15 protein-coding genes and 1 pseudogene are annotated in these 26,137 nt (G+C 70.5%); 9 read left to right on the top strand and 7 right to left on the bottom strand.

All coding sequences use genetic code 11. From position 1 onward, the window contains the following. Window positions 1-2: 2 nt before the first annotated feature. The 3 genes from CRP56_RS35095 to CRP56_RS35085 are packed head-to-tail and all read right to left on the bottom strand — an operon-like array spanning window position 3 to window position 5,203. The gene (locus tag CRP56_RS35095; RefSeq protein ID WP_097270915.1) at window positions 3-3,044 is read right to left on the bottom strand and encodes an alpha-mannosidase; all 3,042 of its coding nucleotides are present in this window, start codon (window positions 3,042-3,044) and stop codon (window positions 3-5) included. A 60-nt stretch (window positions 3,045-3,104) separates the two neighbouring features. After that, on the bottom strand, window positions 3,105-4,442 hold the full coding sequence (locus tag CRP56_RS35090) for a 6-phospho-beta-glucosidase (RefSeq protein WP_097270913.1): 1,338 nt from the start codon (window positions 4,440-4,442) through the stop codon (window positions 3,105-3,107). Continuing rightward, window positions 4,439-5,203, bottom strand: coding sequence for a DeoR/GlpR family DNA-binding transcription regulator (locus tag CRP56_RS35085; protein ID WP_097270911.1), 765 nt, complete (start codon window positions 5,201-5,203; stop codon window positions 4,439-4,441). Before CRP56_RS35085 ends, CRP56_RS35090 begins: the two co-directional genes overlap by 4 nt. Window positions 5,204-5,352: 149 nt before the next feature. On the opposite strand from CRP56_RS35085, the gene CRP56_RS35080 reads away from it, so the two are divergent. The 9 genes and pseudogenes from CRP56_RS35080 to CRP56_RS35040 all read left to right on the top strand — a co-directional run bounded on the left by CRP56_RS35080 (window position 5,353) and on the right by CRP56_RS35040 (window position 17,580). After that, on the top strand, window positions 5,353-6,372 hold the full coding sequence (locus CRP56_RS35080) for a carbohydrate kinase family protein (RefSeq protein ID WP_097270909.1): 1,020 nt from the start codon (window positions 5,353-5,355) through the stop codon (window positions 6,370-6,372). A gap of 64 nt (window positions 6,373-6,436) precedes the next feature. Continuing rightward, window positions 6,437-7,723: an ABC transporter substrate-binding protein gene (locus CRP56_RS35075; protein ID WP_097270908.1), complete on the top strand. Its 1,287-nt coding sequence runs from the start codon at window positions 6,437-6,439 to the stop codon at window positions 7,721-7,723. Beyond that, window positions 7,723-8,673, top strand: a complete 951-nt coding sequence (locus CRP56_RS35070) for a carbohydrate ABC transporter permease (protein WP_097270906.1) — start codon at window positions 7,723-7,725, stop codon at window positions 8,671-8,673. The genes CRP56_RS35075 and CRP56_RS35070 overlap by 1 nt, the downstream gene beginning before the upstream one ends. A gap of 15 nt (window positions 8,674-8,688) precedes the next feature. Next, window positions 8,689-9,528, top strand: a complete 840-nt coding sequence (locus CRP56_RS35065) for a carbohydrate ABC transporter permease (protein WP_097270904.1) — start codon at window positions 8,689-8,691, stop codon at window positions 9,526-9,528. Next, on the top strand, window positions 9,525-12,464 hold the full coding sequence (locus tag CRP56_RS35060) for a glycoside hydrolase family 2 TIM barrel-domain containing protein (RefSeq protein WP_097270902.1): 2,940 nt from the start codon (window positions 9,525-9,527) through the stop codon (window positions 12,462-12,464). Before CRP56_RS35065 ends, CRP56_RS35060 begins: the two co-directional genes overlap by 4 nt. Before the next feature lie 78 nt (window positions 12,465-12,542). After that, complete coding sequence (locus CRP56_RS35055; protein WP_097270899.1) at window positions 12,543-14,369, top strand: LamG-like jellyroll fold domain-containing protein; 1,827 nt, start codon at window positions 12,543-12,545, stop codon at window positions 14,367-14,369. Between the two features lie 16 nt (window positions 14,370-14,385). Then, the gene (locus tag CRP56_RS35050) at window positions 14,386-16,062 is read left to right on the top strand and encodes a PHP domain-containing protein (RefSeq protein ID WP_097270897.1); all 1,677 of its coding nucleotides are present in this window, start codon (window positions 14,386-14,388) and stop codon (window positions 16,060-16,062) included. Window positions 16,063-16,082: 20 nt separating this feature from the next. After that, window positions 16,083-16,685, top strand: a pseudogene (locus CRP56_RS35045) (hypothetical protein). A 55-nt stretch (window positions 16,686-16,740) separates the two neighbouring features. Continuing rightward, window positions 16,741-17,580 (top strand): PaaX family transcriptional regulator, encoded by an 840-nt coding sequence (locus CRP56_RS35040; protein WP_097274748.1) that lies wholly within the window; start codon window positions 16,741-16,743, stop codon window positions 17,578-17,580. Window positions 17,581-17,589: 9 nt separating this feature from the next. Here the strand turns inward: CRP56_RS35040 and fxsT are convergent, their stop codons facing one another. From fxsT to CRP56_RS35020, 4 genes are read right to left on the bottom strand one after another with little or no spacing between them, the layout of a single operon-like run. Continuing rightward, window positions 17,590-21,540, bottom strand: coding sequence for an FxSxx-COOH system tetratricopeptide repeat protein (gene fxsT, locus CRP56_RS35035; RefSeq protein WP_097270895.1), 3,951 nt, complete (start codon window positions 21,538-21,540; stop codon window positions 17,590-17,592). Then, window positions 21,527-22,822 carry a TIR-like protein FxsC gene (locus tag CRP56_RS35030; protein WP_143664964.1) on the bottom strand — a complete coding sequence of 432 codons (1,296 nt, stop codon included), beginning with the start codon at window positions 22,820-22,822 and terminating at the stop codon, window positions 21,527-21,529. Before CRP56_RS35030 ends, fxsT begins: the two co-directional genes overlap by 14 nt. Window positions 22,823-22,878: 56 nt before the next feature. Next, a complete protein-coding gene (locus CRP56_RS46850; protein WP_101924605.1) occupies window positions 22,879-23,703 on the bottom strand; it encodes an aminoglycoside N(3)-acetyltransferase in 825 nt (274 codons plus the stop codon). Beyond that, a complete protein-coding gene (locus CRP56_RS35020) occupies window positions 23,700-25,763 on the bottom strand; it encodes an FxsB family cyclophane-forming radical SAM/SPASM peptide maturase (RefSeq protein ID WP_441349499.1) in 2,064 nt (687 codons plus the stop codon). Before CRP56_RS35020 ends, CRP56_RS46850 begins: the two co-directional genes overlap by 4 nt. Between the last annotated feature and the right edge of the window lie 374 nt (window positions 25,764-26,137).

Below are 26,137 nucleotides of genomic sequence, written 5' to 3'. Positions count from 1 at the left end.
GTTCACCCCCTCCGCAGCCGGAGCGTCAGGATCTGGAAGGGCCGCAGCGCGACGGAGACGGCGCCGTCCGTGACGTCCGCGGTCTCCAGCGGGCGCTCCAGCAGGTCGGTGACGTCAGCGCCCGTGAGCGGGAAGCCGGTCCGCAGCAGACCCCGCGCACGGCCGCCCCGCGACTCGTACAGCCGCACCACCACGTCACCGGACCCGTCGTCGGCGAGCTTGACCGCCTCCACGGTGATGCCGTCACCGTCGACCGAGACGACCGGCTCGGGCGCGCCCTCCGCGTCCGCCACCCGGAGCGGGAGGTTGAGGGCATAGCCCTCGGCGACGGCGTCCTCGATGCTCGCGCCGGGCAGCAGCGCGTAGGTGAAGCGGTGCTTGCCCTGGTCGGCCTCCGGGTCCGGGATCCGCGGGGCGCGGACCAGGCTGAGGCTGACCTTGGTCGTCGTACCGCCGTCCTCGCGGACCGTGCGGGTGACGTCGTGGCCGTACGTCGAGTCGTTGAGGACGGCGACGCCGTAGCCGGGCTCACCGACATGCACCCAGCGGTGGCCGGAGACCTCGAAGCGGGCCGCCTCCCAGCTGGTGTTGGTGTGGGTGGGGCGCTGGATGTGGCCGAACTGGATCTCGGCGGAGGAGTGCGCGGCGCGGACGTCCACCGGGAAGCCCGCCTTGAGGATCTTCTCGGCCTCGTGCCAGTCGATCTCGGTCTCGAAGTCGATGCGGGGGCTGCCGGCGCGCAGGGTGATGGTCTGGACGAGCTTCGAGCCCTTGCCGAAGTCGCGCGTGACGCGGACGGCGGCGCGCAGCGGGTCCGCCTCGACGACCTCGACCGACGCCCCCTCCAGCAGGTCCGTGTACCGGTTGCGGTAGTGCTTGTCGATGTCCCAGGCGTCCCAGTAGTTCGGGAGGTCGGTGTGCAGGCGCAGCAAGTTGCCCGCCTCCGCGAGGACTTCGCGCTGGGCCCGCAGGTCGTAGACGGACGACAGCGTGCCGTCCTCCGCGACCTCCACCCGCACCAGGCCGTTGTCGAGGACCCGGCCCTCGACCGTCACCGGCTGGGCGGGCTCGGATGCTGCCAGAGCGGCGCTGCCGTTCGCGGGCACCGACACATACGCCAGGGAGCCCTCAGCTGTGCGGATCACCTCGGCGCGGTCGTAGGGGCTGGTGTTGAAGACCCGCGCGCTGCCGCCGCCCAGGGCCGCGACCGCCTCCGCCGTCAGCGCCTCCAACTCCTCGGCGACGCGGGCGTATTCGGCCTCCGCCTCGCGGTGCACCCAGGCGATCGAGGAGCCCGGCAGGATGTCGTGGAACTGGTGGAGCAGGACCGTCTTCCACAGCCGGTCGAGCTTGTCGTACGGGTAGGCGTAGTCCGGCGCGTGCAGTGCGGCCGTCGTCGCCCACAACTCGGCCTCGCGCAGCTTGTGTTCGCTGCGTCGGTTGCCCTGCTTGGTGCGGGCCTGCGAGGTGTAGGTGGCGCGGTGGAGTTCGAGGTAGAGCTCGCCGTGCCAGACGGGGGCGTCCTCGTACTCGGCGCGGGCCTTGGCGAAGAACTCGTCGGGGTGTTCGACGACGACCTTCGGGGAGCCCTCCAGGTCGGCGAGCCTGCGCGCGCGTTCCATGATCTCGCGGGTGGGGCCGCCACCGCCGTCGCCCCAGCCGAAGGGGGCCAGCGAGCGCGTACCGGCGCCCTTCTCGGCGTAGTTGCGGACCGCTCGGTCCATCTCCTCGCCGGAGAAGCGGGCGTTGTAGGTGTCGACGGGCGGGAAGTGGGTGAAGATGCGGGTGCCGTCGATGCCCTCCCACCAGAAGGTGTGGTGGGGGAACTTGTTGGTCTGGTTCCAGGAGATCTTCTGGGTGAGGAACCACTCGTTGCCGGCGAGCTTGGCGAGCTGCGGGTAGGCGGCGTTGTAGCCGAAGGAGTCCGGCAGCCAGACGCCCTTGGTCTCGACGCCGAAGTGCTCGATGAAGAACCGCTTGCCGTGGATGAGCTGGCGGGCGATGGCCTCGCCGCCGGGCAGGTTGCCGTCGGACTCGACCCACATGCCGCCGACCGGCGCCCACTGGCCCTTCTTCACGGACTCCTGGATACGGGCCCAGACGTGCGGGTAGTTGTCGCGGACCCACTCGTACTGCTGGGCCTGGGAGCAGGCGAAGATGAAGTCGTCGTACTCGTCGGCGAGCGAGGTGACGTTCGAGAAGGTGCGGGACGTCTTGCGCTTGGTCTCGCGGATGGGCCACAGCCAGGCCGAGTCGATGTGGGCGTGGCCGACGCCGGAGACGACGTGGGCGCTGGCGTGGGCGGGCTTGGCCAGGACCGGGGCGAGGATCTCGCGCACGGCCGGTGCGCTGCCGGAGACGTCGTCGAGGTCGAGGGCGTCCATGGCCCGGTCGAGGGCGTGCATGATCTCGTGGCGGCGCGGCTCGTGGTCGCCGAGGTGGGTCATCACGCCGAGCAGCACCTGGATGTCCAGGTCGAGGTGCCAGACCTCCTCGTCGAGGACTGCGATCTCGGCGCGCCGGAAGGTGTAGAGCGGCTTGTCGCCCGCCGTCAGGACGTCGCCGAGCAGCGTGGGCTCGGAGAAGTTGTTCGCCAGGATGTCGGGGTTGGAGGCGGCCTCGACCAGGTAGTCGATCCGCTCGCCGCCGGTGGCCGGGTTGGCGATCGGGACGTACTGGTTGAGCGGGTTGACCGCCTTCAGGGGACGCCCGTCGGGGAGGTGGACGAGGGCCTCGGCCTGGTTGCCGGGCCAGTCGCCGGTGAAGCCGAGGTCGATGACCGCCTCGACGCGCCGCCCGGCGAACGCGGCGGGCACCTCACCGCGCATCCGGAACCAGGTGGTGCCCCACGGCGGGCCCCAGGGGGTGTTCATGGCGAAGGGCTCGTAGCGGGCGGCGGCGGCCTCCTCGAAGGAGACCGGCTCCCCGGGCGCCTGCCACGCCTCGACGTCGAAGGGAACGGTGGCCGCGTAGATCGCGGGCTTGATGCGCTGGGTGTGGAGGCGCTCTACGCGCTCCTCGATCCGTCGGCGTTCGTCGTGCATGAGGAGTCTCCAGGAGGGAGCGGTCTGAAAGGAGTGCGGAAAGCGCTTACCAGCAGGTGGTCACCTAAGGTACGCCAGGCCAGGATGGACCTCGCGATAGCCCTCCACCAGCCGCCGGGCGACGTTCACGGAGTCCACGAGCGGATGCAGCGCGAAGGCCTTCACGGCGGTCTCGCGGGAGCCCGACTCGGCCGCGGCGAGCACCTCGCGCTCGACCGCCTTGACCGCGCAGACCAGGCCGGTGGCGTGGTCGGGCAGCGGGGCCACGGTGACCGGGTGGGCGCCGTTGGCGTCCACGAGGCACGGGACCTCGATCACGGCATCGTTGTCGAGCACCGAGAGGGTGCTCCGGTTCCGGACGTTCAGGATCAGGGTGGTGCGCTCGTCGCGGGCGATGGCCCGCATCAGGGCGAGGGCGACCTTCTCGTAGCCGCCGGACAGGTCGTCGGCGTCGCGCTCGCCGGCGCCGGCGGTCTCTCGGTTCTCGGACATGTAGGTGGCCTCGCGCTCGGCGCGGGTGCGGTCCCAGACGTCCAGGGCCTTCGCACCGGGGGCGCCGACCTCGTCGTAGAAGCGGGCCTGCTGGTCGTGGAGGAAGGCGCCGCGGGTCTTCTCGGCCTGCTGGTAGGCGCGGACGGCCTCGCGGTTGAAGTAGTAGTAGTGCAGGTATTCGTTGGGGATCGCGCCCAGGGACTGGAGCCAGTCGACGCCGAAGAGCTTGCCCTCCTCGAAGGAGCCGAGCAGCTCCGGGTCGGCGAGCAGCCGCGGGAGCTCGTCGCGGCCCGCGACGCGCAGGCCGCGGACCCAGCCGAGGTGGTTGAGGCCGACGTAGTCGATCCAGGCCTCGCGCGGGTTCGCGCCGAGCACGCGCGCGATACGGCGGCCGAGGCCGACCGGCGAGTCGCAGATGCCGATGACGCGGTCGCCGAGGTGGCGGGACATGGCCTCGGTGACCAGTCCCGCCGGGTTGGTGAAGTTGATGACCCAGGCGTCGGGGGCGAGGCGGGCCACCCGCCGGGCGATGTCGACGGCGACCGGGACCGTGCGCAGGCCGTAGGCGATGCCGCCCGCGCCGACCGTCTCCTGGCCCAGGACGCCCTCGGCGAGGGCCACCCGTTCGTCATTGGCGCGGCCTTCGAGGCCGCCCACCCGGATCGCCGAGAAGACGAAGTCGGCGCCGCGCAGGGCCTCGTCGAGGTCGGTCGTGGCGGTCACCACGGGGGCGTCCGGGACTGCCGCGGCCTGCTCGGCGAGCACCCGGGTGACCGCGGTGAGCCGGCCGGCGTCGAGGTCGTGCAGGACGACCTCGGTCACCCGCCCCTCGCCGCGGTCGCCCAGCAGCGCCCCGTACACGAGCGGCACCCGGAACCCGCCGCCGCCCAGAATCGTCAGCTTCACGCTTGCGCCTTTCCTGCCAGCATCACCTCGACGCCGGCCTCCTCCAGGGAGGCCCGCGTCGCCGGGTCCGCCGGCGCGTTCGTCACCACCACGTCCAGGTCCTCGGGACCGCAGACCTTCGCCATCCCCGTACCCGGGAACTTCGCCGCGTCGGCGAGCAGCACCACCTTGTCGCTCGCCTTGATCATGGCGCGCTTGACCGGCACCTCGACGACCGTCGTGTCCATCACCTGCCCACCCGGGCGCACTCCACTGGTGCCGAGGAAGAGCCAGTCGGCGTGCAGCTGGCGCAGGTTGTCCTCGGTGAGGAAGCCGACCAGGGAGCGGTACTCGCGGCGGACCATGCCGCCGAGCAGGACCAGCTCGATGCCCTCGTCGTCGGCGAGCTCCTCGTAGACCACCAGGTTGCTGGTGATCACCGTGAGGCGGCGGCCGTGCAGCTGGCGGGCGAGACGGTAGGCGGTGGTGCCGATGTCGAGGAGGACCGACTGGCCGTCCTTCACCATCGCCGCCGCGTGAGCGGCTATGGCGTCCTTCTCGGCCACCCTGACCTCGGCGACCTCGGCGAAGGGCTGGTCGCCCTCCTCGGCACGGGCACCGCCGTGGACCCGGGTGAGCAGCCCGTCCTCCTCCAGTTTGACCAGGTCACGCCGGATGGTGGCGGGGCTCACACCGAGCTGCTCGGAGAGGTCGGTCACAGCCGCGGGGCCGCCCGAGCGCAGGGCCCGCAGGATGAGTTGATGTCGTCGTTCCGCCAGCATGCCGTGAACAGTACTCGTCATCTTCAATCATTTCCATGCTCAGTTCTGCTCGGGTATTGACCAATCGTGCGGAGCGGCGCACGATTCCGGTCATCGAAATTGACGAGTTTTGACGAGCCCGCTGCCGCGACCGACGAGAGGTGCCGAGTGTGGACGACGACATGCCCGACGTACTCCTGACCGGGCTGCTCTTCTACGACCTCGTCCTCACGGGGCTCGGAAAGCCGCCGACGCCGGGCGAGGAGATCTGGACCGGCGGCATGGGCTGCGGCCCCGGCGGCATCGCGAACCTCGCGGTGGCCGCCTCCCGCTTCGGTCTGCGCACCTCGCTGGCCACGGTCTTCGGCGACGACTTCTACGGCGAGTACTGCCGGGACGCGCTGTGCGACCAGGAGGACGTCGACCTCGCGCTCTCCCGCACCGCGGACGGCTGGCCCACCCCCGTCACCGTCTCGCTGGCCCAGGGCCACGACCGGGCCCTCGTCACCCACGGCTCCGAGCCGCCCTTCTCGCAGGACGCGCTGATGGGCGACCCGCCCGAGGCGCGTACCGCCCTCGTCCACCTGGAGGCCGAGCCCCGCGAGTGGATCGCCCGGGCCGCCGCGAACGGCACCCACGTCTACGCGGACGTCGGCTGGGACCCCACCCAGCAGTGGTCCACCGACCTCCTGGACCAGCTCAAGCTGTGCCACGCCTTCCTCCCCAACGAGTCCGAGGCCATGGCCTACACCCGCACCGACAGCGCACGGGCCGCCCTCGGCACGCTCTCCGAGCTGGTGCCGGTGGCGGTGGTCACGCGCGGCGGTGAGGGGGCCGTCGCGGTCGACCAGACGACCGGCGAGTACGCGGACGTCCCGGCCCTCGACATCGATGTCCTCGACGCGACCGGCGCCGGCGACGTGTTCGGCGCGAGTTTCGTCGCCGCCTCGCTCGGCGGCTGGCCGCTGGAGGAGCGGCTGCGGTTCGCCGTCCTCGCCGCCGGGCTCTCCGTCCAGCGGCCCGGTGGCGCGCTGGCGGCTCCCGGCTGGTACGGCGTCGACCGCTGGTGGCGCTCCCTGACCGACCCCGACCTGAAGTCGGCGTACGGCTTCCTGACGGACCGGCTCCCGGACGATCCCGGGCCGCCCGTCGCGTACGCCCCCGTGACCCCACCCGCACGGCAGACCTGACTCCCCCACGCCCCTTCCCCCTTCCCCGCGAAGTCCCGAAAAGATCCGAAAGGCGGTGGGAGCTGTGCGGCTCTCACGAAGAGGCCTGCTCCGCGCGGGCCTGGCCGGTACGGCCGCCACGGCGCTCGGCGGCCTGGCGTCCGGCTGTGCCGTTCCGACCGGCTCGACCGGCCGGAACATGGTCCTGTGGTACTGGAGCGGCGGTCTGAGCGACACCGTCGTGAAGAACGCCAAGTCCCGCTACGACCGCTCGGTGAGCCTGGACGCCATCCAGATCGGCGGCCAGTACCGCTCCAAGCTCATCACCACCATCACGGGCCGCGCCCACATCCCCGACATCGCGGGGCTCAAGGGCGAGGACATGGCCGCGTACCTCCCCAACGCGGACCAGTTCATCGATCTGCGGACGCTGGGCGCGGAGAAGTACAAGGACCAGTACCTGTCCTGGAAGTGGGACCAGGGCATCGCCGACGACGGCACGATGGTCGGCTTCCCGATCGACTGCGGGCCGGTCGCGCACTACTACCAGTACGAGGTCTTCCGCAGGGCCGGGCTGCCGTACGAACCGGCCGACGTGTCCAAGGAGCTGAACACCTGGGAGGCCTTCTTCGCCGCGGGTGAGCAGCTGAAGAAGCGGATCCCGGGGACCATGCTCCTCACCGACGTCAGCTCCGTCTTCGGGAACGTCGTGGAGCAGGGTTCCAAGCGGTACGTCGACAAGGACCGCCACTTCATCGGCGACCAGGAGCACGTGCGCCGGGCCTGGGCGTTGGCCGTCGAGGCCAAGCGGCGGAAGATCGTCTCCGACCTGGTCAGCGGCACCCCGGACCAGCTGTCCGCCATCCAGGACGGCAAGCTGCCGAGCCAACTCAACGCCTCCTGGGCCTCCTTCGACATCAAGAACGGCGTCCCGAAGACCAAAGGCAGGTGGCGCGTCGCGCAGATGCCGGTGCGGCCCGCCAACAGCGGCGGCTCGTTCCTGTCGATCACCAAGGAGTGCCGGGAGCCCGAGCAGGCCTTCCAGATCATCACCTGGATGCTCAACGCGCCCAACCAGGCACAGGGTTACGTCGACGCGGGCCTCTTCCCCTCCACGCCCGCTTCCTACGACCTCAAGCAGATGCAGGAGCCGGACGAGTTCTTCGGCGGCCAGGTCACCACCGACGTGTTCGGACCGGCCGCACAGAAGATCGCGGTCGCCTACAACAGCCCGTTCGACGTCGCCCTCGGGCAGCCCATCAAGGACGAGATCAAGAACGTCGGCGTCCTCGGCAAGGACCCGAAGAAGGCCTGGGGTGACGCCATGAGCAAGTGCCGTCGCATCGCGAAGCACCTGGGGGTGAGCTACTGATGGCCGTCCTCGAACAGACCCCGCCGGCCGTGGCGCAACCGTCAACGACCAAGCCCAGAAGCGGCTTCCGCAAGTACTGGCATCTCTACGCCGCCATCTCGCCCTTCTACCTGATCTTCCTCGCCTTCGGCCTGTTCCCGGTCGGCTTCTCGCTCTACCTGTCCTTCCACCGCTGGGACGGCCTCGGCTCGATGGAGTGGGCCGGGCTCTCGCAGTACCAGTACCTGCTGAGCGACAGCGACTTCTGGAACTCGATCGGCAACACGATCATCATCTGGGCGCTGGCCACCTTCCCCATGATCTTCCTGGCGATGGTCACGGCCGTGATGCTCAACTCCGCTGTCCGGTTCAAGGGCCTGTACCGCGTGGCGTACTTCCTGCCGAACGTCACCTCGGTCGTCGCCGTCGCGATCGTCTTCGGCTCGATCTTCTCCACCAACAACGGCGTCGTGAACGCCGTGCTGCACGGCGTCGGACTCGACCAGGTGGCCTGGCTGAACACGCCGTGGGGCATCAAGGTCACCATCGCCGCGCTGATGACCTGGCAGTGGACCGGCTACAACGCGATCATCTTCCTCGCCGGCCTCCAGACCATCCCGAGCGACCTGTACGAGGCCGCGCGCATGGACGGCGCCGGGCCGATCCAGACCTTCTTCCGGATCACGCTGCCGCTGCTGCGGCCGACCCTGCTCTTCGTCCTGGTCGTCTCGACGGTCACCGGATTGCAGAGCTTCTCCGAACCACAGGTGCTGCTCCAGACCTCGTCCAACGACTCCACGTTCGCGGGCGGTCCGGGCCACTCCGGCCAGACGATGGTCCTCTACTTCTTCCAGCAGACCTTCGACAACAACGACTTCGGGTACGGCGCCGCCGTGGCGTGGGGCATCTTCCTCGTCGTCGTCCTCTTCTCGATCATCAACTGGCGCCTCGTGCAGCGCCGGGGCGACTAGGAAGGCGCGCGCATCATGGCTTCCATCAAGGGCTCTCGCCGCAGAGGGATCGCGCTGCACCTCCCGCTGATCCTCGGCACGATCATCTCGGCCTTCCCGTTCTACTGGGCCGTGATCATGTCGACGCACAGCTCGACGGAGATCTTCTCCTACCCGCCCAAGCTGCTGCCGGGCACGCACTTCCTGGAGAACGTCCGCCATCTCTTCGACGCCGTCGACTTCTTCGGGTCGATGTGGAACTCGCTGATCGTCGCGGTGTCGGTGACCTTCCTGGTCCTGCTCTTCGACTCGCTCGCGGCCTTCGTCTTCGCCAAGTTCGAGTTCCCCGGCAAGAACGTGCTGTTCGGGCTGCTGATGGTCATCTTCATGGTGCCGGCGCAGCTGTCCGTCATCCCGCAGTTCGTGATCATGGCGAAGATCGGCTGGATCGGCTCGATGACCGCGCTGATCGTGCCGGCCGCGGCCAACGCGTTCGGCATCTTCTGGATGCGCCAGTACATGAAGTCGGCCATCCACGACGAGCTCCTCGACGCCTCCAAGCTCGACGGCGCGAACTTCCTGCGGCAGTACTGGCACGTGGCGCTCCCGGTGGTCCGCCCCGGTCTCGCCTTCCTCGGCATCTTCACCTTCATGGGCCAGTGGAACGACTTCGCCTGGCCCCTGATCGCCCTCACCAACCCCGACAACGTCACACTTCAGGTCGCCCTGTCCCAGCTCAACGGCACCCACGGCACCACGGACTACGGCATCGTGATGACGGGCGCGCTGCTCGCCCTCATCCCGCTGCTGATCGTGTTCGCGGTCGGCGCCAAGCAGATCATCGGCGACCTCGCGAAGGGAGCCGTCCGCGGATGAACCGCGATCCGCTCGACCCGCTCATCGCACTGCGCCCCTGGGAGGCACCCGAGGTGACCTCCTGGGGGCGGCTCCCCATGAACGCCGTCGACCGGCGCTCCGGATCACTCCCCCTGGACGGCGACTGGCGTTTCCAGTTGCTGCCCGGTCCGGACGCGCCGGTCGGCGGTTCCTGGTCGCCGGCCCACGTCCCCGGCGTCTGGACGATGCAGGGCACGGACGACCTGCCGCAGTACCTGAACGTCAGGATGCCGTTCGCGCAGTTCCCGCCGTCGACGCCCGCGGAGAACCCGACGGGCGTCCACGAGCGTGAGGTGGCCGTCCCCGCCGACTGGGCCGGACGCCGGATCGTCCTCCAGGTCGGGGCCGCCGAGAGCGTGCTGCTCGTGCACGTGGACGGGCGGCCGGTCGGCCTCTCCAAGGACTCCCACCTGGCGGCCGAGTTCGACCTGACGGGCGTGGTCGCGCCCGGTTCGTCGAGCTTGTTGCGCCTCACGGTCGTCAAGTGGTCCGACGCCTCGCACATCGAGGACCAGGACCAGTGGTGGCACGGCGGCATCACCCGCTCGGTCCTGCTGTACGCCACGGACCCGCTGCATCTCGCGGACGTGACCGTGCGGGCCGCGTACAGCGGCGAGCTGCGCGTCGACTGCCGGGTGCGGGACGCGGGCGGGGCGCTGCCCGAGGGCTGGTACGTCAGCGGAGACCTCGACGGCCTCCCGCTGACGCAGGACACCGAGTTCGACCGTCTGAACACCGAGGACGACCGCGTCTCCGACTTCCTCGGCGAGGCGCGGATGCAGACGGTCGTCCCCGAGGTCCGCAGCTGGAACGCCGAGACGCCCGAGCTGTACGGCCTGACCGTCCGACTGCACCGTGCGGACGGCACGGTCGCCGACACGTCGTACCACCGGATCGGCTTCCGTGACGTCGAGATCGCCGGCCGGGACCTCCTCGTCAACGGCGAGCGGGTCTACATCCGGGGCGTCAACCGCCACGACTTCCACCCGCTGACCGGGCGGACGGTGTCGTACGACGACATGCGCGCGGACCTGGTCCTGCTGAAGCGCTTCGGCTTCAACGCGATCCGCACCGCCCACTACCCGAACGACCCCGGCCTGTACGACCTGGCCGACGAGCTCGGCTTCTACGTCGTCGACGAGGCCGACATCGAGTCCCACGACCACGCCCACGAGATCGCCGACGACCCGCGCTATCTGAACGCCTTCGTCGACCGCGTCTCGCGGATGGTGCTGCGCGACAAGAACCACCCCTCGGTGATCATCTGGTCCCTCGGCAACGAGTCCGACTACGGCGCCAACCACGACGCGGCGGCCGGCTGGGTACGCCGGCACGATCCGACGCGGCCCATCCAGTACGAGGGCGCGGCCAAGCTGGACTGGGCGGCGGCCGGCGACGCCTCCGACATCGCCTGCCCCATGTACGCGCCGCTGGAGGACTGTGTGGCGCACGCGCTGTCCGGCGAGCAGACCAAGCCGCTCATCCAGTGCGAGTACTCGCACGCCATGGGCAACAGCAACGGCACGCTGGCCGACCATTGGGCCGCCATCGAGTCCACCCCGGGTCTTCAGGGCGGGTTCATCTGGGAGTTCTGGGACCACGGAATCCTTCAGCGCGTGAGCGACGGAAGACCGGTCGGGCGTGGGGGCGCCGGGCTCTATGACAACGGTGTCGCCGTGCCCGGGTACCGCTGGGCGTACGGCGGCGACTTCGGCGAACGCGACCATGACGGCGCGTTCATCGCGGACGGCGTGGTGTTCCCGGACCGCACGCCCAAGCCGGTGATGTACGAACACCGCGAGATCGCGGCACCGGTACGGATCGAGGCCTACCGGCACGAGGGCATCGTGCTCGGCAACCATCAGAACTTCCGGGGTCTGGACTGGCTGTCCGGCGAGTGGGAGCTGTCCTTGGCGGACGGCCGGGTGCTGACGGCGCCGGCCGAGCTGCCCGACCTGCGGCCCGGGCAGACCGCGGCCGTGCCGCTGCCCTTCGCGCTGCCGGCGGACGGTGGGGAGGCGTGGCTGACGCTGCGGATCACCACCGCGCGGGAGGAGGCGTGGGCGCCTGCGGGGACGGTGGTGTGCCTGCCGCAGGTGCGGTTGCGGGAGGCGGGTGTACTGCCTGAGGGTTGGGCGAACCGTTTCCCCACGGCACTCGTCGACGTGGACGCCGACGGTCTGCTCGTCCACCCCCTCCTCACCGCCGCCCCCGCGCTCTCCCTGTGGCGGGCGCCCACCGACAACGACGAACTGGGCGGCATGGCGCTGCGCTGGCGGTCCTGGGGGCTGGACGCCCTCGTCCGCAAGGTCGTCGACGTACGCCGGGACGGGGACCAGGTCACCGTGCTGGCCGAGTACGCCGCCGAGGTCGGTGTCGTACGGCATGTGCAGGTGTTCACGCCGGTCGAGGGCGGGGTGCGGATCGAGGAGTCGGCCGAACTGCCGGACGCGCTCGCCGATGTGGCGCGGGTGGGCTCCGTGTTCGAGACGGTGCCGGGGCTCGACCTGATGGAGTGGTACGGGCCCGGGCCGTGGGAGTCGTACCCCGACCGCCGTACCGCGCCCGTCGGCCACCACTCTGTGCCGGTGGACGAGCTGTTCACCCCCTACCTGCGGCCCCAGGAGAGCGGCGGCCGCAACGGCGTACGGCACTTCAGGCTGTCGGCGCCGGACGCCACCGGGCTCGCGGTCGCGCTCGACGAGCCGCGGCAGGTGTCGGTGACGCGTTACCGGGCCGCCGATCTGAGTGCGGTGGCCCATCACGACCAGCTGGTGCCGCGTCCCGGGTGCGTGGTGCACATCGACGCGGCGCACCGGGGGCTCGGCACGGCGTCGTGCGGCCCCGACACCTTCCCGTCCTATCTCGTCGCACCGGGAGTCCACCGCTGGAGCTGGACCCTGCGCGCGCTCTGAACTCCTCCTGTTTCTCCCCCCTTCTCCTCCCCTCCTTTTTCTCCCCTCCTTGGGCCTTTCCCTTCTTACGGAGCACACGTGTGCACTTTGCCTGAACACGGGGCCGAGCATGCCCAGGCGGGCGCCGGACGGCGCAGCTTCCTGCGGGCCACCGCGCTGCTCGGCGCCGCCGCCACGGCCGGGGTCGCGCTGCCGACCGCGGCCGAGGCCGCCCCCTCCGCGTCGCACTGGCGACCCGACACCGACAGCCGCCGCTTCACGCTCGCCGTGATGCCGGACACGCAGTACCTCTTCGACGGACCGAGCATCGACAAGGCTCCCGTCGAGGCATCCCTGCGCTATCTGCTGGAGCACGGCAAGAAAGAGAACATCGTCTTCCTGTCCCACCTCGGCGATCTCACCCAGAACGGGGCGAGTGCCGAAGTCGCCGCGATCAGCGAGGCGTTCAGGCTGCTCGACCGGCGCGGGGTCGGCTACAGCGTCCTCGCCGGCAACCACGACGTGAAGTCGTCGACCACCGACCAGCGCGGGGCGACGCCGTATCTGGACGCCTTCGGCCCGGACCGGTTCAAGGGTCACAAGACCTTCGGCGGTGCCTCCCCCGACGGCTACAACACCTTCCACCTCTTCCGGGCCGCGGGCCGGGAGTGGATGGTGCTGGCGCTGGACTGGCGGCTGTCGGACAAGGGGTACGCATGGGCGAAGGAAGTCCTCGCCGCCCACCCGAAGACGCCGGTCATCCTCACCACGCACGAGCTGGTCGTCGAGGACGACACCCTGTCCGCCTACGGGCAGCAGCTGTGGGACCGGCTGGTCGCGGACCACGACCAGATCTTCCTCACCCTCAACGGCCACTACTGGCCCGCCGCCCGCGCGACGCGCAAGAACGCGGCGGGACATGACGTCCACCTCCATCTGACGAACTATCAGAACCGCTACTTCGGCGGCGCCGCGATGATCCGGCTCTACCGTTTCGACCTGGACCGGGGCGTCATCGACGTCGAGACCGTGTCGCCGTGGATCCTGGGCCGGGCCGGGAAGGGGCTCAACGAGCTGGAGCGGCAGGAGATCGAACTCAGCGGTGACGCCGACCGGTTCACGGTCGAGATCGACTTCGCCGACCGTTTCTCCGGCTTCGCCCCGGTGCCCGCCCGTCCGGCCCGGCCGGTGTCGCGGATGCTGATACCGGGGACGGTGGCCTACTGGCGGTTCGACAGCGCGGTGACGGACAAGGTCCGTGACCTGTCCGGGCGCGGCAACGACCTCGGTCTCGTCACGGTCGGCGGCGGCACCCTCGGCTGGTCCGCCGACCACCATCCCGATCAACCCGGCCACGGCAGCCTGGAGTTCCAGGGGTACAAGTCCCCACTGAAGGGCGCGTATCTGCGCACCGTCGACGGCGCTCCGCTCAACTCGGCGACGTTCAAGGCGGGTTACACCATCGAGGCGTTCTACCGCCTCCCCGCCGACTGGGACCCCGACCACCACGCCTGGTCCGGCATCGTCAGCCGTACCGGTACGGGCGGCGCCGCCGGCAAGACCGGCGACGACCCCGACGAGCCGCTGGCCACGCTGTCCCTCTCCAACGACCGTGAGCCGCAGTGGGCGATGCGCCCGCTGAACCAGGAGGTCATCGCCACCAACTGGGGCCAGGAGACGCCGCTGGAGACCTGGTGGCACCTCGCCGTCGTCAACGACGGCCGGCACACCACCCTCTACGTCGAGGGCTGCCCGGTCGTCCGCAATCCGAAAGCCGCCGCGATCGGCATCACCTCCGTGGGCCTGCCCTGGCTCCTGGGCGGCTACGAGTACGGCGGGAAGATCGACCAGATCCTGCACGGCCGCCTCGGCGACGTCCGCATCGTCGAACGGGCACTGCCCGTCACGTCCTTCATGAACCACTGAACTGCCGAGGATCACCATGACCGAGCAGCAGCTGCCCTCCTGGGCCGACCCGTCCGTCTCCCCCGCCGAACTCGACCCGCAGGGCCTGTCCAGACGCGGACTCCTGCGCCGCGCGGGCCTGTTCGGCGCCGCCTTCGCCCTCGGCGGGGCGGCCGTACCCGCCACGCCCGCCGCAGCCGCCGAGCAGCGCCTCGGCGGCCACGACCCGCATCTCGCCTACCTCGTCGGCGACCATCACGTCCACTCCGTGTACAGCCACGACGCCAAGTACACGTTCTCCCAGCAGGCGCAGGCCGCCGCCAAGTACGGCCTCGACTGGATGGTGTTCAACGAGCACTCCAACTTCGGCCACGCCAACTACGGGGCCAAGCTGGAGCACGCCGAGATCGTCAAGGCCCGTGCGGAGAACCCGCGGCAGCTGATCTTCCAGGGCCTGGAGTGGTACATCCCGGCCGCCGAGCACTGCACGATCTTCGCCGCGCCCGGCCCGCACGAGACCGATCTGCTCACCCAGTTCGAGCTCGCCTACGACGGCAAGCTGCTCGGCTACACCGACGGCTCCGCGTCCGGCGCGGACACCGCCCGCAACGAGGCGCACGCCGTCAAGGCGATCAAGTGGCTGGCGGAGCAGCGCGATTCGGGCTACGTCGACGACGTCCTCGTCCTCGCCAACCACCCGCTGCGCCTCGGCATCGACTCCCCGCACGAGATGCGCAACTGGCGGGACGCGGCCCCCGAGATCATGATCGGCATGGAGGGCGCGCCCGGCGCCCAGGGCGCGGCGATCCCCGGCTGGCGCGGCGCGAACTCGATCCGCGGCGAGTACGAGAACAAGCCGAGCGCCCAGTCCTGGGCGGGCTACCCGGCGGACGCCTACCTCACCTACGGCGGTTTCGACTGGGCGACGGCGACCGTGGGCGGCCTGTGGGACGCGCTGCTCGCGGAGGGCCGCCTCTTCACGATCACCACCAACTCCGACAACCACCGCACGGTCTTCGACACCTGGAAGAACGGTGACTGGCCCGCCGGCCAGAACTTCGACAACACCGGCAAGCTCCCCGACCCGGTGAACACCGACACCCCGCAGCCCGGCAGCGACTTCTGGCCCGGCGAGTTCAGCCGCACCCACGTCGGCGTCACCCGCTACGGCTACCGCGCGGTGATGGCGGGCCTGCGCGCGGGCCGCGTCTGGCTGGACCACGGCCATCTCCTCGACGGCCTCGACGTCCGCCTGAAGCGGGACTGCGACGCGGGCCGGGGCGTCACACTCGGCGGCCGGCTGCGCGTCCGCAAGGGCGAGAAGATCAGCCTGTACGTGACGGTCACGACCGCGTCCCGCCCCAACCCCCAGGGAATCCTGCCGGAGTTGGCGCACGTGGACGTGATCCGGGGCGCGGTGCGCGGCCCGGTGACCGACCGGGACTCCTGGCGGGCCCCCGACACCAAGGTCGTGCAGACGAAGGACGTGAGCGGCCGGAAGGGGACGTACACCCTGCGCATCCCGCTGACCGCGGGGGACGAGTCCTTCTACGTCCGGCTGCGCGGCAGCGACGGCAACCGCCATGGTGCGGGTTACCTCGGCGCCGCCGTCGACCCCAACGGCCCGATCCCGCACACCCCCGGGGACGGTGACCCGTGGGCGGACACGTGGTTCTATTCGAACCCCATCTTCGTCGACGTGGCGGGTGCCTGATGTGACGTCATCTCACTGTCCTGGGCTGCTTATTCGGCACCGCCGCGCTGGGCGCGGGCCCGGCGTCGGCGACCGGTGAGCCCGCTTGGGCCGAGACCGGTACGACGTACACCGACACGCTCGGCGGCGGGCAGGGGCTCGCCGCCCGGGCGGACGGCGCCCTCCTGCACCGCGGACTGGCCGGCACCCCGCTGTCGCTGCGCGTCAAGGGCTGGAACCACGTCGGCGACCCGGACATCGCACGGGGCTACGTCTTCGACGCCTACCGGGGCCCGGACACCGGCACGTCGAAGATGTTCCCGGTGACGACATCCAGGGCTGCGACCTCGTGACGGACACCCGCCTGCTCTGCGCCTCGAACGACGCCACGGGCGCCGTGTTCCCGGAGGTCCGCCCCCTACCTCCAGGTGGACCTGCCCCGCAAGCTGGACGGGCAGCCGATCACGGGTGCGGTGAAGAGCCTGTTCGCGCTGCCGCAGCGCAGCGTGTGGACGGACGGCACCTTCGAGGCGGAGGGCGTCGGCTACGACACGCACAGTGGCACGCTCCGCGCGGAGGTGATCCCGCCGGGCGGGTGCGCGGTGGCGACCGCCGTCTCCTCGTACCGCCAGGTCACAGGCTGATCGGAGCGCGGTACCGGCGGCCTCGGGAACGGCCGGGAGAGGTACCGTGGGCCGCGTGACCACGGAAGAGTCGCTGCGGCCCCAGTCCCTCATGCTCACGTTCCTGGGCGACCAGGTGCTCGGGCGTGACGTCTGCGTGTACTCCGGCAGCGTCATCGACGTGTTCGCCCGCGTGGGCGTCGGCGAACAGGCGACCCGCTCCACCCTCACCCGCATGGTGAACCGCGGCCTGCTGCGCCGCCAGCGCGAGGGCCGCCGCATGTACTTCGGCCTGACCGAGCACTCGGAGGCGGTCCTGCGGGACGGGGAGCGCCGCATCTGGCAGACCGGAGCGGTCAACCGCCACTGGGACGGCACCTGGACCCTCCTCGGCTTCTCCCTCCCCGAGTCCTGGCAACGCCAACGCCACGACCTGCGCTCCAAGCTCACCTGGTCCGGCTTCGGCCCCCTGTTCAGCGGCCTGTGGATCGCCCCCGGCGAGGTCGACGTCGCGAACCTCGTCGGGGAGTTGGGCCTCTCCGCCCATGTGAAGGTCTTCCGCGCGCACGCCGACGCGGGCATGGACATCGGCGCGATGATCGAGGAGACCTGGGAACTGCCCGAACTCGCCGACCGCTACGAGGCGTTCGTACGCCGCTGGCAGCCGTGGCAGACCCGGGCCCCGCAGGCCGACGAGGCGTTGGCGCAGCGGTTGCTGTTGCAGGCGGAGTGGCTGCGGGTGATCCGACGCGATCCGCGCCTGCCGGTGAAGCATCTGCCGGACGACTGGCCTGCGGAGCAGGCGGAGAAGACGTTTCGGGGGGTGCATGAGCGGTTGACGCCGCCGGCGCGGGAGGCGGCGGGGCGGTTGCTCGACCTCGTGGCGGTGCGCGGCACCGGGGACGACGAGGGCTGATCCGCTCCATCACACGAGCTGCGGCTCCAGGTCCTGGTGGATACGGCGGCCCTCTCGGACGCTCATCGTGTGCGGATGTTCCGCGCCGAGCAGCCGCTCGAAGTCGTCCAGCGCGCTTGCCCGCAGCTGATCGGCTTCGGTGACACGGCCGATCGCGCGCAGGGTGATGGCAAGGTTGGCTCGGACCACGACGGTGTCCGGATGGCGGTCGCCCAGGGCGGTTCGGAAACCGGCGAGGGCCGCCCGCTCCAGTTCCTCGGTGCGGGCAGGCTCGCCGAGCTCTGCCAGGACGTTGGCAAGGTTGACCGAGCAGGCCAGCGTATAGGGGTGGCACTCGCCCAAAACGGTACGCAGAGTGGCGAGGTTGCGTTCCAGCAGCAGCCGGGCCTGCCCCGCTTCTCCCGAACCACTCAGGAAGATGCCCAGGTCGTTGACCGCGGCGAGCGTCGCCGGGTGGCGTTCACCGAGCGCGGCGCGGTACTGGCCGACGATGTCCCGGGCCAGGTCCAGCGCCCGCACGCGGGCCCCGGTGGCATAGAGGTCACAGGCGTGGTTCAGGGTGCAGTCGAGGACGTCCGGGGTGGTCACCGGGGTCTCGCGCAGCCGGTGGTGCTCCTGCGTCTGCTCGGTGAGGACGCGGGCCCCGTCGGCCATGCCCGCCCGGCGCAGGGAGACGGCAAGGCTCTTGGCGGTGCGCAGCGTCTCCGGGTGGTCCTCGCCGAAGAGTTCCCGGTACAACTCGTGGCTGTTGCTCAGTTCCGACACCGATTCCTCGTAGTGACCCGTCTCGCGCAGATCGCGCCCCAGGTTGGTGAGGGTGAACAGGGTGTGCGGGTGCGCGCTCCCGAGGAGGGTGCGGCGGCGTTCGTAGATGTCCTCGTCGAGGGCGCGAGCCTCGGCGTACCGGCCGAGGAGCCGCAGGCACAGGGCGAGGTTGTTGCGGGCGCTCAGCGTGCGCGGATGGTTCTCGCCGAAGAGCTCCTCGAAGCCCGTGTGGGCCTCGGTGGCCAGCTCCAGGGCCTCCTCGAAACGGCCGAGGCTGCCGAGGTCGGCCGCGAGTGCGGTGGCCGTCATCAGGATGTGCGGATGGCCCGGCCCGAGCAGGGCGCGCTGCCCGGCCAGCGTGGCGAAACCCAGTTCCGCCGCCTCTGCATACCGGCCCAGGGAGCGCAGTACGTTGCCGGTCTGGCTCTGAAGGCGCAGCAGCTGGGTCTGGAGCGCCATGTCCTGGCTCGTGGACAGGCGGCTCTGCCATCGGGTGCGCAGCTCCTCGGTGAGCGAGAGTGCGAGGTTCAGGTCACCGCGGCGCCACAGGTGGCGGACGCGGTCCAAGAGCAGTTGCCGGGTCTCCGGGTCGTCGCAGTCGGCAGCTTCGGACGCCTCGAGGTGGGGCCAGATCGCCGCGAAGAGGGGCCCGTTCTCCGGGTCGTCGACCGGCTCGTTGCCCGACGGCCGGGCGGCGGCCAGGATGCGGTGCACGGTGTGGCGTGCCTCCGCCTGTTCCTGCGGGGTGAGCACGGAGCGGATCACGGCCTGCACCAGCCGGTGCACCTGGATCGACTGGGTGGCCGAGTCCACCCTCGCGAGGGCGAACCGGCCGATCTCCCTGATCACTCGGCCCACGAACAGTTTCTCGTGGAGCGCGGGGTCCTGTGCGGCCAGGACGCTCACCATCAGGTCGCTGTAGAGCAGCTTCATGGAGATGGGTTCGGTGCCGAAGAACGCGCACAGTTGGAGCAGCCGCACGGCTGCCGGAGAGCGTTCCTTGAGGCGTTCGATCGAGACGTTCCAGGTGGCGCCGACCGGCTCGGGATAGTGCGCGAGCCGCCCGAACGACATCACCTGCGCGGCCTGCCGCTCCAGCTCGGCGAGGTAGGTGTCGACGGGGGTGCCGGTCTCGGCGAGCCATGCGGCTGCCTGGTCGAGGGCCAGGGGCAGGTCGCCGACCGCCGCGGCCACCAGCTCCGCATCGTCGAGCCGCAGGTCCGGGGCGCGGCGCAGCAGACGTTCGACGCTCTCCTCGCGCAGGAACGGTTCTATCTCCAGCGCCTCGACGTACTGCAGCCATGCGCGGTTGCGGGAGGTGATCAGCACATGCCCGGTGCCTCCGGGGAAGTAGCGCCTGACCTCGTCGGGCTCGTCGGCGTTGTCGAACACCAGGAGCCACCGCAGGCCGGACGCCTGACGCAGATGGTCGAGGGCCTCCCGGGCGGCCTGGGCGACCTCGTCTCCCGTACGCAGCCCCAGTCGGCGGCCGAGCTCGGCGAGGGCGTCCACCACGTACTCGTTCTGCTCGGCGCAGATCCACCAGACCACGTCGTAGTCGGCGGCGAACCGGTGTGCGTACTCCAGCGCGATCTGGGTCTTGCCGACGCCGCCCAGCCCGTACAGGACGAACGGTGACGGAGTCCGGCCGGAGGTTCCGTGGCTCAGGGCGTCGCGCAGCCGCTCCAGCAAGGAGCTACGGCCGGTGAAGTGGGCGTTGCGGGGTGCGGCGTTCCAGAAGCGGGGCACCGTGCCGGGGAAGCGGGTGTCGGTGTCGGTGACACCGTCCGCCGCTTCCATCGGCTGAGCCGGGCGTCCGAGGGCGCCGAGCAGAGCGGCCGCCGCGTCCCGCTCGTCACTACCCGTCAGGTCGAGCCACGGCCGCTCGTCGTACGTACTCGCCGGGTGTACGGGGCCGACGCGGACCGCGACGACCTGCCGGTGGTCGGCGCGGTCGCCACCGGTGGCGGCCTGCCAGACGAGGCGGGCGCGTGCGGAGCGCTGGAAGGCAGGGGACAGCACGAAGACCGTGCGGTCGGCCGGCTGTTCGGCGCCGTCCTCCGCGCTGCCGACGTACCTCGGCAGCACCCGGAAACCGGCACGCGTCAGCACGTCGGCGATCCAGTCGGACCACAGTCGGTCCTCGGCGACGTAGCTGAGCCTCACCTCGGCGGGGAGCGGAATGCGGGCGCGGCTGAACTTCTTCCGGACGCCATCGCGGACGTCTCCGGGCATGCGGGGCAGCCGAGTGACTGTCTGCTCACTGATCACGCCGGCGAGGCGCTCGAACGCGGCCAGCAGAGAGGTGGAGACCCCGGGCTCGTCGCCGAACGCGGCCAGGGTCTCCTCGTAGGCGTAGTAGGGCCGGTACGGGATCTCCACGGCCCCCCAGTAACCGGCGAGTCCGTCCTCGTCCAGACCCGTCGGGAACCCGTCGAAGCGTGCCCTGGCCAGGGCACGCCCGGCGTCCGCCTTTTCCTTCTCACCCTCGTCGATGCGCATGGGGACGGGCAGGATGCGGATGCTCCGGCCGTGGAAGCGTTCGTGGATGTCGCGGGCGACGGCGGCGGCGCCGTCGATGCTCTGGTCGCTGAGGGTGAAGCAGTCCACGAGGACGTCCGGTAGATGAGCGGTGCAGATGTCGGCGATGTCGGAGAGGCCGGTGCGGCTGTCGATGAGGACGTAGTCGTAGTGCTCACTCATGTCGTCGCGCAGCGCGTCGATGAACAGGCCGCCACCGAGCCGGTCGTAGAAGTTGTCCCAGTCGAACGAGGTGACAGTCGACGCGTAGTCACGGTTCTGCCGTCCGGCGAGCATCAGGTCGAGGGTGCCGGGCTCGGGGAACAGCCAGTTCAGGGAGACGGCATGGCGTTGGACGCGGGCGTAGTCACGGTGCCAGTCGGGGGCACGTTCCTCGAGGGTGGAGCCGTCGCTGGTGGCCGCCCAGGCGTAGTCCAGGAGCAGGTCGACGACTCCGGAGGTGGCGCGGACGGTGCCCGGGTCGAGAAAAGGGTGGAAGAAGCGATGCAGTCCGGGGGCCTCAAGGTCCCAGTCGACGGCGAGGACGCGGTTGCCGTTGGCGGCCAGGATCCAGGCGACGTTGGCGAGGGCCATGGTCCGGCCGGTGCCGCCCTTGTACGAGTAGAACGTCACGATGCGGCCTCGTCGGCCACCCGGTGCGTCAGGTCCGCTCATCGTGTGCCTCCTTCTCGTCCTCCGGGTGCGGTGCCGTCGCCCAGCCGCCGGAGGCGCCGAGACGGAAGCGTGGGAGAGCCTGCCCGGCCGGTGTCACGGGCCGGGCGCTTCTGAGGTACTGGCCCTCCGCCCAGCGGACGACGCGCGGCAGCACCTCGCGGAAGGACCTTTCGTCGGGTACCCCGCGTACGGCGGCCCGGCATGCATCGCGGCCCTGCCGCGCCCTGCGCGGGAGGGTGGCGTCCAGCTGCGCAGCCAGTTCGTGTTCGGTCTCGTCGCCGTCGGGGTCGTCGTCGTTCCACGGGACGACGAGGCCGACGGGGGGTCCGTCCCCGCTGTCGTACGTGCCGAGCCGGGTGCGGTGCCCGGGGTCGCGCAGCACCCAGCGGTCGAGCAGCAGCACCTCGGGGGCGTCGGCGGGCGCGGACCTGTCGTCGAACTCACTCACGTCGGCGCGGAAGTCGAGGCGGGCGGCGATGCCCGCGGCGACCTGCGCGAGAGGCTGGTCGGAGGCCGGGTGGTAGGGGTTCCAGTGCAGTGGTGTGGGGCCGTAGTAGCGCGCGCTGCGCCCTTCGGGCAGCCGGCCGAGACTGCCGGCCGCCACACTGATCCGCAGCCGTCGCCCGGCCGGCGCGACGGCGGAGGGCGGGCCGGCGAAGGCGTCGTGCGCGGTGTGCAGGCCGTCCGGGGCCCCACGTTCGACGACGACGCTCTCGCCGACCTCGACGATGCGCCTGGCCAGGTGGAGTACCGCCTTCTGGTAGTCGCGGCGGAACGCATGCAGCTTGGCCAGTCCGTAGAGGCCGAAGGTGCGGTAGCGGTCACCCAGTTCGGGGTGCGCGTACTGCACCTCCTTCACACAGTCGGGGAGCCTGCGGTCCGGCACCGGCGCCCAGAGGGCCGGCACGATCGCACTGGGCCTGCCCCGCGTCTCGGGATCCCGGTGGCATGCCCGGCGTTCGCCGAAGGCGGCCCATTCCTTTCCGCACCAAGGGCTGATGAAGTAGCGCGGCGAGTACAGCGGCACGAAGACGCGGCAGCCGCCGAGCGACTCGGCCAGTTCGTCGCTCCAGATCTGACCCGCCCGCATCGAGCGGTCCATGAACCCGGGCGCACCGGGGTGTGCGGTCAGGTTGCGGATGTGTTCGCAGAGATCGCGGAACAGTCGGTGCACCCACAGGTCCGGGTCGGGTTCCTCGGGGCGAGCCGACGGAATATGGGCATAACTCAGAAAGAAGTAGGGCGCGGTGGCGTCCGCCCCCGCAGGCTCCGTAGGTTCCACGCGACCCCCCGATCCCGTCCCCCGCGCCCGCTGGGGGTGAACACTCAGTGTAGGAACTACGCAGCTCCCTGTGACGATGCTGGTGGAATGTGACTGCGTCGAATTCCGGACAGCCAGCCAGTGGCGAAGTCCACGGCCGCGGCCAGCGGGAACAACCGGGCGTCCGCGTCCCCGACGGAGCCCTTGCGCACGGCAGGGTCGGGTCCGCTGCCCCGGCAGGCCTCGAAGTCAGCGCCCAGGATCCCGAAGGTGCTGTCGTCCAGTTCCACGTCCTTGAAGGAGGTCCAGCGGCGCTCGCCGTCGCTCTGGACGACACAGCGGTACTCCCGACGGGGCTGGTTGGGCAGCCGGTACTCGGCGAGGTGGAAGCCGGTGCATCTGTCGAATCCGACGCCGAGGAGCAGCACCTGCGCCCGCGCCAGCTCAAGCCGGCCGAGCGGCGAGTTCGGGCCCAGGTGGCACGCCTCCTTGTGGTCCGCCATCAGCTCGTCGGCGCGCGGGCCGAGCGCGGCGAACGACGTCTGCGGATGCGCACTGCGTACGGCTCCCGGGCTGCGGCGCACGGCCTCGGCGAGTTGGCCCATCTCGGCCGAGGGGGTGCGCCGGATGTCGAAGGGGGGCATCGTGTCCTGGTACGCGGCTCTTTCCCTCTCCGTCATGCCACGCGTGCACCTGCGGTACGCCGGTGACGTGTCGGAGTTGCCGGCCGTGAAGGTCGGCACCACCAGGGTGCCGTCGGGGCCGAGGGCTTGGAGCAGAGCGGCCAGGACCTTGTCGGGTGCGGTGCCCACTCGGCTGCACGCGGCGTGCACCAGCAGCACTGTTCCGGCCAGCAGGCCCAGCGCCATCAGTTCCTCGACGAGTGCTGTGGTGGCAGTCATAGGCTCCGTCCGATGCCGTCGACGAACCGTCGTCCGAGTGTGGTGAGCGAGGAGGCCGCTGAGAGTACCTCCCACTGGGTCCGCGTGCGACGAGCAGCTTCCGGGTCCCGGAGCAGTAGATCGGCTGCCGCGCGCGCATAGGTGTCGTTCAGGAGTGCGCCCGTATCGGTGTCCGTCTCGTCGTACAGGTCGCACTGATCGAGCAGAGCGTCGAGCACCCCGGCTCGAAAGCCGCGCACCAGGTCGACCGCTGCTCGCAGGGGGTCGCCGTCGAGACCGACGCCCAGGGCCGCGAATCCGCCGCCTGGTGCCGTCGGTCCGCGGTCGGACACGGCAAGTGGTGTGATCACCCGGACGCCGGACGCCATGGCATCTGCGACCGCGGGCAGCTCCCTGCGGATCAAGGCCCAGGCCCGCCCCAGCACCCGCCGCAGGCGCTCGGCGTCGGCATCGCTCAGCCGGTCGTGGACGGGGACTTCGAAGCAGTCGCGGAAGGGGTCGAGGTCGTCCAGGATGACGTCGAGCCCGTCCGTGCACACTCTGCGCAGGGGTTCCCAGCGGGGGCCGGCGAGATCGGCCTCGGTCAGGCGGACGGTCGGAGCCGTCGCGGCTACGGCGAGGCGCCCTCGGCCCGGCAGGTAGGCGAACCCGTCACGCACCGGCACCTCGGCGGGGAACTGTGACGCCGGAGCGAAAGCCGCCACGAGAGAGACCAGATGGTCGGGCGAGGCAGTGCCGCCGGCGCAGCGCACGGCCCAGCTGCGGGTGTAGGGGTGGGACAGCAAGGGCTCCAGGTCCGGCGCAAGCCGCATGGCGGCGGCGAACAACGCGTCGGCGTCCGGAGCGCCTTCCCGGTGCGCGAGGAGGAGCAGCTCGCGGGTGATGTGCCGCCGTTCCACGGCCAGTTCCCGTACCGCGGCGCCGTCGCCGGTACCGTCGGCCAGCCTGTCGAACCCGTTGATGGGCCGGTCCGCAGCGGCACCGGTGCGCTCACCGATCGTTCGGATCAGCTTCATCAGGTCCGCGCAGTAGACCGAGGGATTGGCGAACCCGGTCCCGTCGCGATAGCGGTGGGCGAAGAGTCCGCCGCCGCAGGAGCTCAGCACGGAGCAGCCGCGGCACTGTTCGGCGAGCCCTTCCGTTCCCTGTCCGCGGGCGCGCATGGACGGGTGGCGGGCGACGTCGTCGAGGCGGTGCGTGAAGACGTCCATGCCGGTGAAGGGCGCACCCTCGTACGCGGTCTTCAGTGAGTCCGTCTGCTCGAACGTGCCGTCCGTCTCGACCACGACGATGTCCGGCGCCTCCAGTCCCAGCGCCTCGGTCTGACTGGGGCCGCCGCTGAGGGTGTTGACGATCGAGTCGAACAGCCGCACCGGCACCGGCCGCCCCAGCGCGGTCCATCGGTCGTGGACCGCCAGCAGCCAGCGCGCGTACGGCGTTTCGGTGCCGTCGGGACGCAGGGGTGGAGCGTCCCAAGTGGCGTGCGGCAACAGGAAGTCGATGTGGGGCGGGTCGAGGGCGAGCAGCGCGTCGAGCACGGCGACGGGGTCGTTGCGCACATCGACAGTGCACAGGATCCCGGCGAACAGGTGGCGGTAACGGTCCTGGGTGAGCAGGCGGATCGCCGCGACCACCCGGTCGTGACTGCTGCGCCCGTCGGCGAAGAGGCGGTGCCGGTCGTTGGCCAGGCGATCGCCGTCCAGGGAGACACCCACGCGGACGTCGAAATCGGCGAACACGTCGAGGCAGGCCCTGTTCAGTTGCACCGCATTCGTCTGAATGCGCAGGTCCAAGTCGCACACCCCACATAGGGCAGCCGTGATCGCCTTGCAGATGTCCCGCAGTCGGGCAGGGCCGACCAGAAGCGGCTCTCCTCCGTGCAGCACCACACGTACGGATCGCAGCTGGTGCGTCTTGGCGTGCTCGGCGAGGCGGAGGGCCGTCCAGGAGACGGCCTCCGGCTCGATCGTCATGGGCTTGGTACGCCAGCTCTGGTCGGCTTGCTCGTACACATAGCAGTGGTCGCATGCCAGATCGCATCTGCTGTGCACCTTCAGCACGAGCTGCCGGAACGGCCTGCCCGAACAGGACACGACGGTGGTTCGGTGGGTCAGATGCTGGACTGGAAGGACGCGACGACCCGCTCGGGTGTCTGTGTGGACGCGAGTGCGCGCCGGACACCGCGCACCCTGCGCGGGTCAGAGGGAACGCGGAGTCGGGACAGGGAAGGGCGGGCCTCGGCGGCAACCGCGGGGCGGCTCTGGGTGGTTGCTGAACCGATCATGGCGATCCCCAATCGGTAAAAGGGGTAAGGCGATGCACTCCCGAACGACGTCAGGCGGCGGGATGTGCCGGCACAGTACAACCGATCAGGCCCGGCGAGAGCACACGTACGCCTCGCCATGATTGTCGGGCCAAATCCCTGACGGCACTC

It is taken from the genome of Streptomyces sp. TLI_55 (assembly GCF_900206255.1).
Classification (GTDB): domain Bacteria; phylum Actinomycetota; class Actinomycetes; order Streptomycetales; family Streptomycetaceae; genus Streptomyces; species Streptomyces aquilus.
Note: the sequence above shows the minus strand (reverse complement) of the source record. Positions and strands in the feature narration are given on the sequence as shown.

Bases quoted from the DNA above. Each gene is read 5' to 3' on its own strand.
- CRP56_RS35095 (WP_097270915.1), bottom strand. From the start codon at position 3,044: ATGCACGACGAACGCCGACGGATCGAGGAGCGCGTAGAGCGCCTCCAC.
- CRP56_RS35085 (WP_097270911.1), bottom strand. From the start codon at position 5,203: ATGCTGGCGGAACGACGACATCAACTCATCCTGCGGGCCCTGCGCTCG.
- CRP56_RS35070 (WP_097270906.1), top strand. From the start codon at position 7,723: ATGGCCGTCCTCGAACAGACCCCGCCGGCCGTGGCGCAACCGTCAACG.
- CRP56_RS35065 (WP_097270904.1), top strand. From the start codon at position 8,689: ATGGCTTCCATCAAGGGCTCTCGCCGCAGAGGGATCGCGCTGCACCTC.
- CRP56_RS35060 (WP_097270902.1), top strand. From the start codon at position 9,525: ATGAACCGCGATCCGCTCGACCCGCTCATCGCACTGCGCCCCTGGGAG.
- CRP56_RS35050 (WP_097270897.1), top strand. From the start codon at position 14,386: ATGACCGAGCAGCAGCTGCCCTCCTGGGCCGACCCGTCCGTCTCCCCC.
- fxsT (WP_097270895.1), bottom strand. From the start codon at position 21,540: ATGAGCGGACCTGACGCACCGGGTGGCCGACGAGGCCGCATCGTGACG.
- CRP56_RS46850 (WP_101924605.1), bottom strand. From the start codon at position 23,703: ATGACTGCCACCACAGCACTCGTCGAGGAACTGATGGCGCTGGGCCTG.